The organism is uncultured Paracoccus sp. (genome assembly GCF_945915435.1).
Lineage (GTDB): Bacteria > Pseudomonadota > Alphaproteobacteria > Rhodobacterales > Rhodobacteraceae > Paracoccus.
Genome location: NZ_CAMEFG010000022.1, coordinates 18510 through 31843 on the forward strand (window position 1 = coordinate 18510; position 13334 = coordinate 31843).

16 protein-coding genes are annotated in these 13334 nt (G+C 68.3%); 2 read left to right on the plus strand and 14 right to left on the minus strand.

The window, feature by feature from the left end; genetic code table 11:
• The first annotated feature begins 35 nt into the window (after positions 1-35).
• Positions 36-236: a 4-oxalocrotonate tautomerase family protein gene (locus tag Q0O97_RS09115; protein WP_294927723.1), complete on the plus strand. Its 201-nt coding sequence runs from the start codon at positions 36-38 to the stop codon at positions 234-236.
• Between the two features lie 18 nt (positions 237-254).
• Complete coding sequence (locus tag Q0O97_RS09120) at positions 255-1946, plus strand: aconitase family protein (RefSeq protein ID WP_294927726.1); 1692 nt, start codon at positions 255-257, stop codon at positions 1944-1946.
• On the opposite strand, the gene phnN is transcribed toward Q0O97_RS09120, so the two are convergent.
• The 14 genes from phnN to Q0O97_RS09190 form a co-directional block, all read right to left on the minus strand.
• A complete protein-coding gene (phnN, locus tag Q0O97_RS09125; RefSeq protein ID WP_294927729.1) occupies positions 1943-2515 on the minus strand; it encodes a phosphonate metabolism protein/1,5-bisphosphokinase (PRPP-forming) PhnN in 573 nt (190 codons plus the stop codon). The two genes, Q0O97_RS09120 and phnN, sit on opposite strands and share 4 nt — an antisense overlap.
• The gene (phnE, locus tag Q0O97_RS09130) at positions 2512-3351 is read right to left on the minus strand and encodes a phosphonate ABC transporter, permease protein PhnE (RefSeq protein ID WP_294927732.1); all 840 of its coding nucleotides are present in this window, start codon (positions 3349-3351) and stop codon (positions 2512-2514) included. Before phnE (Q0O97_RS09130) ends, phnN begins: the two co-directional genes overlap by 4 nt.
• On the minus strand, positions 3344-4252 hold the full coding sequence (phnE, locus tag Q0O97_RS09135) for a phosphonate ABC transporter, permease protein PhnE (RefSeq protein WP_294927734.1): 909 nt from the start codon (positions 4250-4252) through the stop codon (positions 3344-3346). The genes phnE (Q0O97_RS09130) and phnE (Q0O97_RS09135) overlap by 8 nt, the downstream gene beginning before the upstream one ends.
• A gap of 53 nt (positions 4253-4305) precedes the next feature.
• Entirely contained in the window at positions 4306-5205 is a 900-nt protein-coding gene (gene phnD, locus Q0O97_RS09140) for a phosphate/phosphite/phosphonate ABC transporter substrate-binding protein (protein WP_294927737.1), read from the minus strand.
• Between the two features lie 18 nt (positions 5206-5223).
• A complete protein-coding gene (phnC, locus tag Q0O97_RS09145; protein ID WP_294927740.1) occupies positions 5224-6033 on the minus strand; it encodes a phosphonate ABC transporter ATP-binding protein in 810 nt (269 codons plus the stop codon).
• Positions 6034-6048: 15 nt separating this feature from the next.
• Positions 6049-7209, minus strand: a complete 1161-nt coding sequence (locus Q0O97_RS09150) for an alpha-D-ribose 1-methylphosphonate 5-triphosphate diphosphatase (protein WP_294927743.1) — start codon at positions 7207-7209, stop codon at positions 6049-6051.
• Positions 7196-7948 (minus strand): ATP-binding cassette domain-containing protein, encoded by a 753-nt coding sequence (locus Q0O97_RS09155; protein ID WP_294927746.1) that lies wholly within the window; start codon positions 7946-7948, stop codon positions 7196-7198. The genes Q0O97_RS09150 and Q0O97_RS09155 overlap by 14 nt, the downstream gene beginning before the upstream one ends.
• A gap of 12 nt (positions 7949-7960) precedes the next feature.
• Entirely contained in the window at positions 7961-8794 is an 834-nt protein-coding gene (locus Q0O97_RS09160) for an ATP-binding cassette domain-containing protein (protein ID WP_294927749.1), read from the minus strand.
• Complete coding sequence (locus Q0O97_RS09165) at positions 8791-9705, minus strand: alpha-D-ribose 1-methylphosphonate 5-phosphate C-P-lyase PhnJ (RefSeq protein WP_294927752.1); 915 nt, start codon at positions 9703-9705, stop codon at positions 8791-8793. Before Q0O97_RS09165 ends, Q0O97_RS09160 begins: the two co-directional genes overlap by 4 nt.
• Positions 9702-10772, minus strand: coding sequence for a carbon-phosphorus lyase complex subunit PhnI (locus Q0O97_RS09170; protein WP_294927755.1), 1071 nt, complete (start codon positions 10770-10772; stop codon positions 9702-9704). The genes Q0O97_RS09165 and Q0O97_RS09170 overlap by 4 nt, the downstream gene beginning before the upstream one ends.
• Positions 10772-11305, minus strand: coding sequence for a phosphonate C-P lyase system protein PhnH (gene phnH, locus Q0O97_RS09175; RefSeq protein ID WP_294927758.1), 534 nt, complete (start codon positions 11303-11305; stop codon positions 10772-10774). The genes Q0O97_RS09170 and phnH overlap by 1 nt, the downstream gene beginning before the upstream one ends.
• Positions 11305-11754, minus strand: a complete 450-nt coding sequence (locus Q0O97_RS09180; protein ID WP_294927761.1) for a phosphonate C-P lyase system protein PhnG — start codon at positions 11752-11754, stop codon at positions 11305-11307. Before Q0O97_RS09180 ends, phnH begins: the two co-directional genes overlap by 1 nt.
• Positions 11751-12479 carry a UTRA domain-containing protein gene (locus Q0O97_RS09185; RefSeq protein ID WP_294927764.1) on the minus strand — a complete coding sequence of 243 codons (729 nt, stop codon included), beginning with the start codon at positions 12477-12479 and terminating at the stop codon, positions 11751-11753. Before Q0O97_RS09185 ends, Q0O97_RS09180 begins: the two co-directional genes overlap by 4 nt.
• A 115-nt stretch (positions 12480-12594) precedes the next feature.
• A complete protein-coding gene (locus tag Q0O97_RS09190; protein WP_294927767.1) occupies positions 12595-13080 on the minus strand; it encodes a VOC family protein in 486 nt (161 codons plus the stop codon).
• Positions 13081-13334 lie beyond the last annotated feature (254 nt).

A 13334-nucleotide genomic window follows, 5' to 3' on the forward strand; every position in this document is an offset into this window, starting at 1 on the left:
GCCGCCTGACCAGCCAACCATCCAAGGATCATTTCATGCCGATTGTCCGTATCGAACTTTTCCCCGGCCGCGATCACGCCAGGAAGATGGAAATCGCCGAAGGGATCACCAGCCTGCTGCATGAAAAGGCAGGCATCAGCCCCTCGGCCACGACGGTGATCTTTTCCGAGATCGCGCCGACCGACTGGGTCGTGGGCGGCAAGCCCTACGCCTCGCCCGAACCCGCCGAAACCTGACGCGGCGGAACCCACGCCATGACCAACCCTGCCACCGCCATCCTGGCAGGCAGCGCCGAAGGACCGATCATCGCCAGCGACGAGGCGCTGAGCTTCTGGGGCGGGGTCGATCCCGCGACGGGCAAGGTGATCGACATCCATCACCCGCTGCACGGCCAGACGATCACGGGCAGCGTGCTGATGATGCCTTCGACGCGCGGCTCCTGCACCGGCTCGGGGGTGATGCTGGACCTGGTGCTGTCGGGCCGCGGCCCGGCGGCGCTGGTCTTTTGCCAGCCCGAGGACGTCGTGACGCTTGGCGCGCTGATCGCGGCCGAGATGTTCGGCAAGCGCCTTGCGGTCCTGCGCCTGTCGCCGCAGGCGTTCGACAGGCTGGCCCGCCAGCCCTCCGCGCGGATCACCCCCGACCGGATCGAGGCGGGCGGTCTGTCGGTCGCGGTCCAGCCCCCGGCAACCTCGGACCTGCGCCTGGACGGAACCGACCGCGCGATGCTGGGCGGGGCCGGGGGCGAGGCCGTCGCGCAGGCGATGCGGATCATCTGCGCAATGGCCGCCCAGCAGGGGGCCGAGCGGCTGACCGACATCACGCAGGGCCATATCGACGGCTGCATCTATGCCAGCCCCGCCAATCTGGTCTTTGCCGAAAAGATGGCCGCGATGGGCGCAAGGGTCAGGGTGCCGACGACAATGAACGCGATCTCGGTCGATCATGCCGGGTGGCGGCGGCAGGGGGTGGCGCCCGATTTCGGCGGACCGGCGCAGCGGCTGGCGGATGCCTATGTCCGCATGGGATGCCGGCCCAGCTTCACCTGCTCGCCCTACCTGCTGGACAGCGCGCCGGGCAAGGGCGAGCCGGTCGCATGGGCGGAATCCAATGCCGTGATCTATGCCAACAGCGTCCTTGGCGCACGCACGGCCAAGCACCCGGATTTCCTGGACCTGTGCATCGCGCTGACGGGCCGCGCGCCGCTTGCCGGGGTCTATCTGGACCGGCACCGCAAGGCGCGGCGCATCATCGACGTGGCCCTGCCCGACGGGATCGACGACGCCTTCTGGCCGCTGGTTGGCTACCTGGCGGGCAAGGCTTCGCCCGATCGCATCCCGCTGCTGCGCGGCCTGTCCGCCGCCCGGCCCGGCACGGATGAACTCAAGGCGCTTTGCGCGGCCTTCGGCACCACCTCGGCGGCGCCGATGCTGCATATCGAGGGCATCACCCCCGAGGCCGGGATGATCGCCGGGGATGCCGATCATCGCGCCATCACGCAAGGCGAAATGGCGCAGGGCTGGCGGCTTCTGAACGAAGGTCCCGAGCAGGTCGAACTGATCGCGCTTGGCAGCCCGCATGCCTCGCTGTCGGAATGCCGCGCGCTTGCGCGGGGGCTGGCGGGGCGGAAGGTGGCGGTCCCCACCATCCTCACCACCGGGCGCGACACCATCGCAAGCGCGCGCGACGAAGGGCTGCTGACCGCCCTTGAAGGCAGCGGGGTCACGGTCCTGCCCGACCTGTGCTGGTGTTCGATTTCGGAACCCGTCTTTCCAGCCGCGACGCGCACGCTGATGACCAATTCGGGGAAATACGCCCATTACGGGCCGGGCCTGTCCGGGCGCGCGGTCCGTTTCGGCAACCTGGACCAGTGCATGAACGCCGCCCTGACCGGATCCGCCCCCCACGCCCTGCCCGGCTGGCTGCGGGAAGGATGGCGGCGCTAAGGGCGCGGCTTGCCGGGATGTTCGGGGAACAGCCCGCGCAGCGCGGCCTCGACGGTTTCATCCAGGGGACCGTCATTGGCCAGTTCGACCAGTTCGATGCCCGGCGGAAAGGCCGGGTGGGCGCGGGCAAGCCGGGCGGCGATCTGGCCGGGCGTTTCGCGGGCGCGCGCGCCAAGGCGGTCCGCCAGCGTCCGGGGCGTCGCGGTCAGCGACAGCACGGTCAGGCGCGCGACCCGCGCGCGGGCCTGCGCCAGCACCCCGCGCGACAGGTTGGCCACGACATCGCGGCCCGCCGCCAGATCGTCCAGCACCCCGCGCGGCAGACCGTAATGCAGCCCATGCGCATCCCATGCCAGCAGGAAATCGCCCGCCGCAAGGCGGTCCCGGAAGGCGGCGGGGGTCAGGGCCTGATGATCCTCGCCCCCCGCGTCATGGGGGCGTGTGATGGCGCGGCGGGCAAGGACAAGGCCGGGCCGCCTGTCGCACAGCCCCGCGATGACGGAATCCTTGCCCACCCCCGAGGGGCCGACCACGGCGATCAGGCGGCCGGGCTGGGTGTCGTTGCTCATGCGGCGCCCCCTTCCATCAGGCTGCGGCGTATCCGGGCCGAGACCGTATCGACGGCATAGACCATGACGACGATCAGGAAGATGATCGACCAGGCCACGTCCCAGCGATAGGTCGCGATGTTCTGCGACAGCAGATAGCCGATTCCGCCCGCGCCGACGATCCCCAGAATGGTCCCCGAACGCAGGTTGCTTTCAAAATTGTAAAGCACGATGGACATGATGACCGGCATCACCTGCGGCAGCATCCCGATGCGGATCGCCTGCAACCCCGACCCGCCCGAGGCGCGCACCCCGTCCAGCGGCCTTTGCGAGGTGTTCTCGAACGCCTCGGCGAACAGCTTGGCGAAGCCGCCGATCTCGGACACGGCGATGGCCAGCACGCCCGCCAGCGGTCCCAGTCCGAAGGCGCGGATGAAGATCAGCGCAAGGATCAGCGTTTCAAGCGCGCGCATCGCATCGAAACCGCGCCGCACGGCAAAGCGCAGGACAGGCAGCCGGTTCAGGTTCTCGGCCCCCAGAAGCGACAGCGGAAAGGCCATGAGCGCGCCCAGCACCGTGCCGAGAAAGGCCATCGTCAGCGTCTCGGCCAGGCCCGTCAGCACGGGCCGGAAGGACGCCCAGTCGGTCCACAGATGCGGTGGGAACATGAAGCCGAAGATGCGGCCAAGCCGGGTCAGCCCGGTCCAGATCCGCGCCGGACCGGCGCCGAAATCCACCAGGCACCACAAGAACAGCGCGGCAAGGCCAAGGACGGTCAGGCGGTTGCGCCACAGGATGCGGCGGGACGGGGCGAAAAGGCGCGGATGGGCGGCCTTGCAGGCAGCGGTGTCAGGCATGATGAGGCTCGGGCTTGATGACGCGATGACGCAGTTTCTCGGACAGGAAGTCGATGACGGCGATGGTGGCCAGCGTGATGACGAACAGCGCCAGCACGTCGGGATATTCCTGGTAGGACATGGCGGTGCGAAATTCCTGCCCCAGCCCACCCGCGCCGACATAGCCGATGATCGAGGACGAACGGATGTTGATCTCGAACCGCAACAGCGAATAGCTCATGATATTGGGCAGGACCTGCGGCACGACGCCAAGGCGGATCTGGTCGCTCCACCGTCCCCCGGCGGCGCGGATGCCATCGACGGTGCGCATGTCGATGTTCTCGTTCGCCTCGGAGATCAGCTTGGCGGTGGCGCCGGTCGTGTGCAGCGCGATGGCCAGCATCCCGGCCAGCGGCCCGACGCCAAAGGCAAAGACGAAGATCAGCGCAAAGACCAGTTCCGGCACGGTGCGCGCGATTTCCGCCGCCCGCCGCGCGATCCACAGGACCACAGGGTTCGGGGCAAGGTTGCGGGCGGCGGGAAAGGACAGCAGGAAGCCGCAGGCCCCGCCCAGAAGCGTCGCGGCAAAGGCCATCTGGACGGTTTCCAGCAGCAGCCGCAGCCACAGGCCGATGCCCCAGAACCAGTTCGCGATGTCGTGGCCCAGGCTGTTCCAGCGCAGCACGGGCCACATCTGGTCCAGGAACTCGCCAAGCCGCCCGATGCCGGCGGCCAGTATCCACGCCTCGGTCCGGGTGCCGTCGGCGCGGCTGATCTGGGTGACGGTGAAGAAATCCGACCCCCATGCCGTCAGCAGGACCAGCGCCGAAAGCGTCAGCGTCCAGGCCCATGTGCTGCGGCGGCGGGCGGATCGGTGGCGGTGCCAGTCGGCGTCGAACTGCGCCGTCGCGGTCATGGTCATGGTCTTCTCCGATGAAAAGGCGGGCGGCCCTGCGGCGGGCCGCGTCCGGTTGTTCAGCGGCGGCGATGGGTGCGGAACCATTCGCGCATGTCGATCACCCACTGATAGCGGTCGTGTTCGACGGGCACGAAACCCACCTGCGGCTCGCCCGCATAGGCAAGGAAGGCCTCGGGGTCCTTTTCGGGGGCGGCAAGGACGGTGGCGCGCATCTCGTCGATCATCTCGCGCGGCAGGTTCGAGCGGGCGGTCATGGGCGAATTGGTGATCTCGGGCGAGGTCCAGATCGGGCAGACGCTGCCTTCGGGGATCATGCCCTTTTCGGCCATGATATGGCCGCGGTGATAGTCGGGCTGATAGCCGAGCGAGGCCGCCGCATCGAACTGGCCGTTCACCAGCCCCATGATCCCGGCCTCGTGGCTGCCCGAAAAGGGGATGGCGGCAAAGAAGGTCTCGGGGTCGTAGCCGTCCTGGCGCAGGTTGTAATAGGGCACGTTGTAGCCCGAGGTCGAATCCGGGTCGGCAAAGGCCAGCACCTTGCCTTCCAGGTCGTCGATGCTGTCGAAGCCGCTGTCGCAGCGCACGAAGATCACCGAGAAATAGCCCGTGCTGCCGGTATCGTCCACCGCCACGACCAGCGGCTCGACCCCGCCATCCGTCAGGGTCCATGCGGCGGCATAGCCCGAACTGCCAAGCACCGAGAATTCGATCTGGTTGGCGGCCAGCGCCTGGATGGTGCCGTCGTAATTGGCGGCGGTGTGGAACTGGACCTGGACGCCCAGCTCGCGCTCCAGGTATTGGCGGAACGGCTCGCGCCGGGCAAGCTGGTCGGTTTCGTTCTCGCCCGAGATCAGGCCAAAGCGGATGACGCGGTATTCGTCGCGCCAATCCTGCGAAAAGGCGGCAGCGGGCAGGGCGCTTGCCAGGGCAAGCGTCGCAAGGGTCGTTTTCAGCATGTCGGTTTCCTTGGTTGCTCAGACGGGGACGGGCGCCCGTCGGTTCAGCGCCGTCGAGGTGACGGCAGGGTCGAAGCGGGTATTGTCGATGCCGTAGATGTCGCGCACGACATCCGGGGTCAGTTGCCGGGGGGTGCCGTCGAAATAGACCCGCCCGTCGCGCATGGCGATGATGCGGTCGGCATAGGCGCGCGCGGTATCCAGCGTGTGCAGGTTGACCAGGACGGTCAGCCCGTCCTGGCGGTTGATCCGGGCCAGTTCGTCCATGACGCGGCTGGCATTGGCCGGGTCGAGCGAGGCGATGGGTTCGTCCGCCAGCATGACGCGCGGACGTTGCAGCAGGCTCTTGGCGATGGCGACGCGCTGCTGCTGGCCACCCGACAGGGTGCCCGCGCGTTGCAGCGCCTGCCCCAGCAGGTCCAGCCGTTCCAGCGCGCGCACGGCCTCGGCGCGTTCTGCATCCGAAAAGCGCAGAAGCAGCGACGACAGCGGGCCGTGATAGGCGATGCGCCCGATCAGGACATTGGTCAGCACGTTCAGCCGCTCGACCAGGTTGAACTGCTGGAAGATCATCGCGCAATCGCGCCGCCATTGCCGCAGCGCCCGCCCGCGCAGGGCGGAAACGACGCGGCCGTCAAAGCGGATCTCGCCCTCGGTCGGTTCGGTCAGCCGGTTTATCAGGCGCAGAAGCGTGGATTTCCCCGCCCCCGAACGTCCGATGACGGCCACGAATTGGCCCTGCGGGATGGTCAGGCTGACATTGTCCACGGCGGTCTTGCCGCCGAAGCGTCGGGTCAGTCCCGTCAGGGTCAGCGTTCCGGGCTGCATGGTCTGCTCCTGCATTCAGGTGGCGGCAAGGCTGCCGTCGGAATAGACGATGCGCCCCTCGCGCAGCGTCATGCGGACGTGGCCCACGCCCTGCGGATCGGCGGCGACCAGATCGGCGCGGCTGCCCGGCGCGATCCGGCCCCGGTCCTTCAGCCCAAGGGCGCGGGCGGGGTTCAGGCTGACCAGCCGGGCCGCGCCCGCCAGCCCCTGGGGATCGGCGCCCGCCAGCGCCAGCACGGCGGGCAGCATCGCGCTTGGATGGTAATCGGCGGCCAGGATGTCCAGCAGCCCCGCCTCATGCGCCTGCCGGGCCGAGAGGTTGCCCGAATAGGACAGGCCCCGCAGCGCGTTCGGCGCGCCCATGACGGTCAGCATCCCGGCGGCATGGGCGGCGCGGGCCGCCTCGATCGTGACGGGAAATTCGGAAATGGCGGCCCCGATATCGCGCATCAGCGCGACCTTGGCAGGCGTGTCGTCGTCATGGCTGGCCAGCGCCACGCCATGCGCGCGGCAGGTCCGGGCGATGGCACCCAGCACCTGCGACATCTCTGCGGCCGGGCGGGTGCGCTCGGTGATGCGTTCGGCCACAGTGACGGCGGCCTCGTCCATCTCGATCTTCTTGGCGCGGGCAAGGTTCGCTGTATACAGTTCCAGGTCGCGATATTGCCCCTGCCCCGGCGTATGGTCGCAAAGCGAGATCAGGTCGACCGAGCCTTCGGCGACCAGCCCCGACACCACGTCCAGCGCCTTGGGGAAGGTCACCTCGAAACGGGCATGGATGCGGTGATCGACCAGCAGCCCCGCGCGCGCCTTGCGCAGCGCCCGGATCATGGCCGAGGTATGTTCAAACGAGCGCAGATGGCCATAGGTCGAGCCGGGGCTGAAGGACAGCGCCGCATAGGCCGTCGTCACCCCGCTGGAGGCCAGCTTGCGGTCCAGGTCGCGCAGCCCCAGCTCCATCGGCATGCGGACATTGGGGCGGGGTTCGACCTCGCGCTCGATCATGTCGCCGTGGATGTCGATCATGCCGGGCAGCAGCAGCATCCCCCTGCCCTCGATACCGGCGGCGGCAACGGGGGTTTCGCTGATCTCGGCGATCACGCCGTCCCGCACCCGCACCGCCCCCTTCGGGATCACGCGGTCGGGCAGGACGACCTGGAAGTCAGAGAGCCACATCGGCGCGTTCCTTTGTATCGGGGGCCTTTGTATCGGGGGCCTTTGTATCGGGGCTATCCGGGGTCAGGTCGATTTCGCGGTCGATCAGGGCCTCGACGTCCTGCGGATGGTGAAAGACGCCGATCATCGCGACGCCCTGCGCCTTCAACTCGGCCAGCCGCCGGATCAGCGCGGCCCGCGCGCCTGCGTCCAGCGAGGCGGTCGGCTCATCCAGCAGCAGCAGCCGCTGCGGCATGATCAGCGCGCGGGCCAGGTTGACCTTCTGCTGCTCGCCCCCCGAAAAGGTCGAGGGGAAAGCCCCCCAAAGCGCTTCGCGCACGCCGAATTCGTTCAGCCAGTGGCGCGCGGCCCGGCGGGCATCGGCCGCGCTTTCGCCCGCAAGGCGCAGGGGTTCGGCGACGATATCCTGCGCCGGGACGCGCGGGCGGGCGGTCAGGAACTGGGTGACGAAGCCGATCTCGGTCCGGCGCAGATGCGCCACGTCGATATCGGCGGCGGTGGCAAGGTCGATGATCCCTGCCCGCGCCCGATACAGGATCTGCCCCGCGACGGGCCGGTAGCTGCGCCACAGCGTGCGCAGCAGCGTCGATTTGCCCGCGCCGTTGCGGCCCTTCAGCAAGAGAAACTCGCCCGGCGCCAGATCAAGGGAAATGCCGTCGAAAGTGGGCAGAACGGTGTCGATCTGATGCATGCGGAACCGCTTGGTCAGCCCGCGCACAGAGAGGATGGGTTCGGTCATTGGCCTGCCCTTTCAGAGTTTCGCGTGAACGAGTTGCTGGGTGTAGGGGTGCTGCGGATCCTGAAAGACCTGGTCGACCAGCCCCTGTTCCACGACCAGCCCGCGCCGCATGACCATCACGCGGTCGGCCATCGTGCGGATCACGCCAAGGTCGTGGCTGACCAGGACCATCGTGATCCGGCGTTCCTGCTGCAAACGCTTCAGCGTATCCAGCACCAGCGCCTGAACCGATACGTCCAGCCCGGTGGTGGGTTCGTCCAGAAGCAGCAGCGTCGGTTCGAGCGCGATGGCCTTGGCCAGTTGGACGCGCTGCTGCATCCCGCCCGAAAGCTGGGCGGGCGGGGCATCCATGCGCGGCAACGGGAATTCGGACGCATCCAGCGCGGCCCGCGCCTTGTCGCGCAGGGTGGCAAAGGAACGCTCGCCCGCGATCAGCAGCCGCTCGGCCACGTTGCCCGAGGACGAATTGCCCATCAGCAGCCCCAGGTGCGGGTTCTGATAGACGATCCCGATACGGCGCGCGCACAGCATCCGGCGCTGATAACGGTCCAGGTCAAACAGGTTGCGGCCCGCGTGATCGGGAATCGCCAGGTGATAGCTGCCTGCGTCCGGGGTATCCTCAAGGTTCATCATCCGCAGCAGCGAGGATTTACCGGAACCCGATTCCCCCACGATACCAAGCACTTCGCCCGGATAGACGGCGGCATCCACCCCGCCAAGCGCCTCGACCTCGCCAAAGCGGCGGCGGATGCCTTCCATCCGCAGCAGGGGCTGGGTGGTGACAAGCTGCGGCGGGACCAGCGGCAGGGGCGTCGCGTCGCCCGCGATGTTCAGGGCTGCGGTCATGGCTGCATCTCTCCGTTGCGATACCAGGTTTCGGCGATGGTCTCGTCCTCGCCCTCGGCGATGCGGATCGCCTTGATGCCAAGGTTGGAATCCGACACCTCATGGATGCGGCCACCGTCGGCCTGCGGGATCTCGTTCATGAAAAAGCCGCCAAGGCCGGAACGCGCACAGGTCAGGCCGCGATGCGCCTCGACCTGATAGGGGCGGTCGGAAAAGACCAGCGGCTCGACCCGCGTATGGGGCGGCACGGCGTAGATTCGCTTTTCGCGGCCCGCCGAAAGGATGGTCAGGTGGCGGGCCATGTTCAGCTTGGGCACGTCCCAGCGCGGAATGGGCGAAGGCGTGATCACATGCCGCCCGTTCACCAGCGACGGATAGGAGGCCCCCTGCATGATCCGCCCCTTGCGCACGATCTGTTCGTAAAGCGTCAGCCAAAGCCGCCCATAATCGGCATCCGCATGCATCTGCCGCGCCGCCGAGATGTTCGGCTCGACCCGGCGCAGGGGTTCGGGGTCGGGAACCTGCAGGATCAGCACCTGATCGGCGCGCAGGCGTTCCTCGGGGATACGGTGGCGCGACTGGATCAGCGTGGCGGCGGCGGTGTCCCAGGTCGCGGCGCAGCCCGACACGCGGGTCACGAACTTGCGGATCGAGGCCGCGTTCACGCTGTCGTCCGCCCCCTGGTCGATGACCTTGACCACGCTTTCGGGCGTCACCAGCGTCAGCGTCGCCTGCAAGCCGCCGGTGCCCCAGCCGCGCGCCATCGGCACCTCGCGGCTGGCATAGGGCATCTGGCAGCCGGGCACCGCGACGGCCTTGATCAGCTTGCGGCGGATTTCGCGCCGGGCCGAGGCGTCGAGGAAGCCATAGCTCATGGCGGCCCAGGGCCGGGTCAGGGAAGCAAGGCTCATAGCGAGGCTCCGATCTTGTGGTCCGCGCCCTCGCCCGCGGGTTCGCCCGAGGCCCCCCGCATGGCGTCCAGCGCGGATTGGAAGGTGACGTAATGGGGCATCTTGAAATGGATGCAGAAGCCCGAGGCCTCGACGCTTTCGGTGTGGTAGAGGTAGAATTCCTCTTCCGTGGCCGAACCGGGGGCGGCGCCGTCGCTGTTCAGGTCCAGCGTCGCGGCGGCGATCACCTTGACCTCGTTCCAGCCGAAGGTCGCGGCGAATCCCAGTTCGATCTGGTCCCCGCCCTTGGCCGCCACCTCGGCCTGCGAAACGCGGGCGCGGCCACAGGAAAAGACGGTGCCGTCGGGATGGGCAACGCGGATCTCGGCCTCGGCCAGGCGCAATTCGTTGACCGTGGGATGGGCGCTGCCATAGCCGCGCATCGCGGAATAACCAAGCGCCAGCACGCCGCCGGTTTCGGCCCGCGCAAGGGCTTGCAGCCGGTGCGCGCGCGGTGCGGGGATCAGCAGCGGGTCGCGCGTCAGGTCGGGGATGTCGTCGGGCGCGACCGGGCTGTGGGCCGGGCTGGCGACCAGCCCCTCGGTCCGTTCCCAATCGGCCAGCGAGGGTTGGCGCTGCGGCGCGGGCCGCGGCGCGGGATCGACCGGGGGCGGCGCATGGGCCGCGCCTTCCAGCACCGCCGTATCCAGGATGCGATGCGCGTAATCCAGCGTCGGGCCAAGGATCTGCCCGCCGGGAATATCCTTGAACGCGGCCGAGATGCGGCGCTGCACCAGCAGTTCGTCCTGCAGGACCGGCTGCGCGATGGCGATGCGGGGCTGGGTCGTGCGCCATGCGCGCAAGAGCAGCGTGGCCTCGTAAAGCTCACCCCCCGTCTGGGCCAGCGCCAGCGCGGCAAGGTCGGGGTCGTAAAGCGAGGCCTCGCCCATGATCCGGTCGATCAGGTAAGGCATGGCGCGGCGGATTTCATCCACGCGGGAACGGTCGAAAGGGGCAAGATCAGCGCGGAACAGGCGTTCGGCCTGCTCGATGGCCTGCTCGCCGCCACGGGTCGCGACATAGGCCATCAGATCACCTCCACGCGGGTCGAGCGGGGCAGCGCCATGATCCGGTCGCCCTCGATCAGCAACAGCTCGAACCCCTGGGGATAGGCGGCGCGACCGTCGCGCAGCGCCCATGTCTCGGGCGGGATGGCGGGGCTCATGCGGGCCTCGTTCTCGATGCCGGGGCCGGTCAGCCGCAGCGCGGGGCCGCCGGTCAGCCGGACGGGCAGGATCACCGTCGCGCCCCGGTCGGGGTAAAGCGCCGATCCGGTCGCCAGGTCGGGGATCGCCACCGGCAGATCCTCGGCATCGGCCAGAAAGACATGCTCGGCCTGCGGCAGCGGCACATGGCGCGCGCCCGCATGGTCCAGCGCATCGGCAAGCCGGGGCACCTGGCAGCAGACGGTGGTGTCGCGGTCGATCAGCGTCTCGACCAGTTGCAGCGGCCCCGCCTGCGGCAGGCGGTGGATCGTGCCGGGGCGCGACAAGGCCCCGATCACGGCGGCAAAGGCGGATTGCGCAAGGGCATCCGTGGCGGAATAGGCGGGGGGTTGCATCAGAAGGTCTCCATTTCCACGCGGGTGGCCTCGACCTGCCGCATCCGCAGGGTGTCGGCGGCTTTCAGCGCCTCGTTCTCGCGCGCCAGGAAGGCGGCGATCCGGTCGGTTTCGATGCCAAGCGCCAGCGCCAGATCGACCACGGCCATGCCCATCGCGGCTTCCAGGTCGCGCCCGCTGCGCATCCCGTAGCCCTGCGCCGCGCCATGACGCAGATGCGCCTCGGCCACCAGCACCTCGCCCAGGTGGAAATCGACCAGCTTCACGGTGTCGCGCATGGGCAGCATCACCAGCCCGGTGCGGTTTTGCAGCACCTCGACGGGGGCGGTGGATTCGACGGCGGGCAGGATCGCCTCGGCCAGCGCGGCAAGGCGGCCGCGGTCGCAGCGGGCCAGCACCTCCAGCGTTTCAGCGCGCCCGAGGCCCGCCTTGTCGTCGGTTGGGTTCATTCTTCCTCTCCGATAGGGTCCAGTTTGAAGCGCACCCGCCCGGCGGCCCAGATCGATTCGCCGTAAAAGATCGGGCGGCCCTGCATGTCGGCATCGACCTTGCGGGTGACCATCACCCAGCCGCCGGGGGGCAGGCGCAGCAGTCCGGCCTCATCCTCGCGGGCGGGGCGGGCGTGCAGGCGCGTGTGCAGGCGGCGGTAGTCGTCGAAGCCGTAGCTTGCCAGCAAGGGCGTCTTGCGCGGATGCGCGCGGCGGCGTTCCAGCAGATCGGGGAAGCGCGCGGCCTCGAACCAACTGCGCGAGATCAGCAGCGGCAACCCGTCCACCGTCCCGCGCGAGCGGTAGGACAGAAAGGGCGTCTCTGGCGGCAGGGACATCGCCTGTGCGGCGGCGGCATCCGGCGCGACGGCATATTCGTCCAGCAATTCGGAAATGGCGGTGTGGCCCTTGTCGTGGATATTGGCCGAGAACCGCGTCCTGCGCGAAATGATATAATCGATCATCGGCGCCTCGGCCACGAAGATGCCCTTGCCGTGGCGCGGGATCAGCTTGCCTTCGGCTTCCAGCGCCTCGACCGCGCGGCGCAGGGAATGGCGGCGGGTGTTGAATTGCTGGCACAGGCGCGGCTCGGACGGCAGTTGCGCGCCGGGCGCAAAGCTGCCGTCGGCGATCAGCGCATCGATTCCTTCCTTGACGCTTTGCCAGTTTCGGGCGGCGGGTTTCATGTCGTCTCCAACTCATTCGAATGAGTTTCTAGCAGATGACTATGACAGTTTCTTGTCCAGCGGATTATTTTCGCGTGACGGTATTGGCGCCGCCTTCGGGCGGAACGCGTGCAGGTCAGTCGGCGCGTGCCGCCGCCTCTTCGATCCGGGCAAGATCGATCTTGCGCATGGTCATCATCGCCTCCATCGCGCGGCGGGCCTTGCCGGGGTCGGGGTCGGTGGTCAGTTCGATCAGCCGCCGGGGCGTGATCTGCCACGAGTGGCCCCAGCGGTCCTTGCACCAGCCGCATGCGCTTTCCTGCCCGCCATTGTCGACGATGGCGGACCAGTAGCGGTCCGTTTCCTGCTGGCTTTCGGTCAGCACCATGAAGCTGACCGATTCGTTCGGCGTAAAGTCCGGGCCGCCGTTCAATCCCAGGAACGGGCGGCCAAGGACGGTGAATTCCACCGTCAGTTCGTTGCCCGCCTTGCCCCCCGGATAATCCGAGGGCGCCGCGTTCACCCGTCCCACGCGGCTGTTCGGGAAGGTCGCGGCATAGAATTCGGCGGCCTTGCGGGCTTGGCCGTGGTCGAACCACAGGCAGGTGACAAGGGTGGTCATGTCTTTCTCCTTTTCGGGGTCGCTTGTGAACGGCATTTCGATATGGCGGCGCGGGCGGTCCACGGTCGTCGCCGCAAGGCCCTGCACCCGGAAAGGCGCGCACCGCCTGACGCAGCCTTCGGGAACCGCCGCGTTCCGGGTCGTGTCTGGCCGGCGCTTGGTATAAGACACCAGCCGACCGGCATGTGCGTCAAGCCTGTTCATCCTCCGCGCAAAACGGGCCGGGATGAGACCGTTCGACGAGGTGTTTGCGA

Coding starts and splice junctions, on each gene's coding strand:
- Q0O97_RS09160 (WP_294927749.1), bottom strand. CDS start 8,794: ATGACCGCAGCCCTGAACATCGCGGGCGACGCGACGCCCCTGCCGCTG.
- Q0O97_RS09120 (WP_294927726.1), top strand. CDS start 255: ATGACCAACCCTGCCACCGCCATCCTGGCAGGCAGCGCCGAAGGACCG.
- phnH (WP_294927758.1), bottom strand. CDS start 11,305: ATGCAACCCCCCGCCTATTCCGCCACGGATGCCCTTGCGCAATCCGCC.
- Q0O97_RS09190 (WP_294927767.1), bottom strand. CDS start 13,080: ATGACCACCCTTGTCACCTGCCTGTGGTTCGACCACGGCCAAGCCCGC.
- Q0O97_RS09180 (WP_294927761.1), bottom strand. CDS start 11,754: ATGAACCCAACCGACGACAAGGCGGGCCTCGGGCGCGCTGAAACGCTG.
- phnE (WP_294927732.1), bottom strand. CDS start 3,351: ATGCCTGACACCGCTGCCTGCAAGGCCGCCCATCCGCGCCTTTTCGCC.
- phnD (WP_294927737.1), bottom strand. CDS start 5,205: ATGCTGAAAACGACCCTTGCGACGCTTGCCCTGGCAAGCGCCCTGCCC.
- phnE (WP_294927734.1), bottom strand. CDS start 4,252: ATGACCATGACCGCGACGGCGCAGTTCGACGCCGACTGGCACCGCCAC.
- phnC (WP_294927740.1), bottom strand. CDS start 6,033: ATGCAGCCCGGAACGCTGACCCTGACGGGACTGACCCGACGCTTCGGC.
- Q0O97_RS09150 (WP_294927743.1), bottom strand. CDS start 7,209: ATGTGGCTCTCTGACTTCCAGGTCGTCCTGCCCGACCGCGTGATCCCG.
- Q0O97_RS09115 (WP_294927723.1), top strand. CDS start 36: ATGCCGATTGTCCGTATCGAACTTTTCCCCGGCCGCGATCACGCCAGG.
- Q0O97_RS09185 (WP_294927764.1), bottom strand. CDS start 12,479: ATGAAACCCGCCGCCCGAAACTGGCAAAGCGTCAAGGAAGGAATCGAT.
- Q0O97_RS09165 (WP_294927752.1), bottom strand. CDS start 9,705: ATGAGCCTTGCTTCCCTGACCCGGCCCTGGGCCGCCATGAGCTATGGC.
- phnN (WP_294927729.1), bottom strand. CDS start 2,515: ATGAGCAACGACACCCAGCCCGGCCGCCTGATCGCCGTGGTCGGCCCC.
- Q0O97_RS09170 (WP_294927755.1), bottom strand. CDS start 10,772: ATGGCCTATGTCGCGACCCGTGGCGGCGAGCAGGCCATCGAGCAGGCC.
- Q0O97_RS09155 (WP_294927746.1), bottom strand. CDS start 7,948: ATGACCGAACCCATCCTCTCTGTGCGCGGGCTGACCAAGCGGTTCCGC.